The organism is Arenimonas sp. (genome assembly GCF_019459675.1).
Classification (GTDB): domain Bacteria; phylum Pseudomonadota; class Gammaproteobacteria; order Xanthomonadales; family Xanthomonadaceae; genus Arenimonas.
The window spans coordinates 1-1,450 of the sequence record NZ_JAIBFH010000254.1; the positions used below are offsets into that span (position 1 = coordinate 1).

The window sequence follows — 1,450 nt, forward strand, 5'->3', positions numbered from 1 at the left end:
TCCGTGCGTGGGTTCGACCACGAGCTCGACATCGAGCTGGCGCGCCGCCGCCGGTGAGCCGCGCGGCGGCTCAGCCCGGCTTGCCCCGCTTGCGGCGGAAATAGGCCGTCAGCCGCTCGCTGGCCTCGGCGGCCAGCACGCCACCCGTCACCTGCACCCGGTGGTTGTGGCGCGGGTCGGCCAACAGATCAAACACGCTGCCGGCGGCGCCGGTCTTGGGGTCGCTGGCCCCGTACACCACCCGGGCGATGCGGGCGTGCACCATCGCCATCGCGCACATCGCGCAGGGCTCGAGCGTGACGTAAAGCGTGCAGCCCAGAAGGCGGTGGTTGCCCAGCGCAGCCCCCGCGCGGCGCAGGGCGACGATTTCGGCGTGGGCGCTGGGGTCATGGCTGCTGATGTTGAGGTTGCTGCCTTCCGCCAGCAGCTCCCCCGACGGTCCCAGCACCAGCGCGGCCACCGGCACTTCGCCATCCTCGCGCTCGGCACGGTCGGCCAGGGCCAGCGCCTGGCGCATCCATTCCTGGTCGCTGTGTTCACTGTTCATGACGTGCCCGCGTTTGGCGCCCTACTCCCACTCGATGGTGGCGGGAGGCTTGCCGCTGATGTCATAAACTACACGAGAAACACCGCGCAACTCATTGATTATACGGCGAGAGCAGTCGTCAAGAAGCGTGTAGGGCAGGTGCGCCCAGTGCGCCGTCATGAAGTCGACGGTCTCCACCGCGCGCAGCGCGATCACCCATTCGTAGGCGCGGGCGTCGCCCACCACGCCCACCGACTTCACCGGCAGGAACACCGCGAAGGCCTGGCTGGTCTTGTCGTACCAGCCCGATTTGCGCAGTTCGTCGATGAAAATGGCGTCGGCCTTGGCCAGCAGCTCGGCGTACTCGCGCTTCACCTCGCCCAGGATCCGCACGCCCAGGCCCGGGCCCGGGAACGGATGGCGGTAGACCATGGCGCGCGGCAGGCCCAGCTCGACGCCGATGCGCCGCACCTCGTCCTTGAACAGCTCGCGCAGCGGCTCCACCAGGCCCAGCTTCATGTGTTCGGGCAGGCCGCCGACGTTGTGGTGGCTCTTGATGACGTGGGCCTTGCCGGTCTTGCTGCCGGCCGACTCGATCACGTCCGGGTAGATGGTGCCCTGCGCCAGCCACTTGACGTTGCTCAGCTTGGACGACTCCTCGTCGAAGATCTCCACGAACAGCCGGCCGATGATCTTGCGCTTGGCTTCCGGGTCGCTGACGCCGGCGAGCGCATTGAAGTAGCGGTCGGCGGCATTGACCCGGATGACCTTGATGCCCATGCCGCCGTTGGCGGCCTCGGCGGCGAACATGGCCATCACCTGGTCGCCTTCCTGCCAACGCAGCAGGCCCGTGTCCCCGAACACGCACGTCAGTCTGTCGCCGATGGCCCGGTGCAGCAGCGCCGCGCCCACCGAAGCATACAC

General features: G+C 68.3%; 2 protein-coding genes. Both read right to left on the reverse strand.

Features of this window, described 5'->3' with window-relative positions:
- Window positions 1-70: 70 nt before the first annotated feature.
- Entirely contained in the window at window positions 71-547 is a 477-nt protein-coding gene (tadA, locus tag K0M70_RS08515; protein WP_290781373.1) for a tRNA adenosine(34) deaminase TadA, read from the reverse strand.
- Between the two features lie 21 nt (window positions 548-568).
- Window positions 569-1,450, reverse strand: an 882-nt coding sequence (guaA, locus tag K0M70_RS08520; protein WP_290781374.1) for a glutamine-hydrolyzing GMP synthase, incomplete at its 5' end; no start/stop codon positions are given.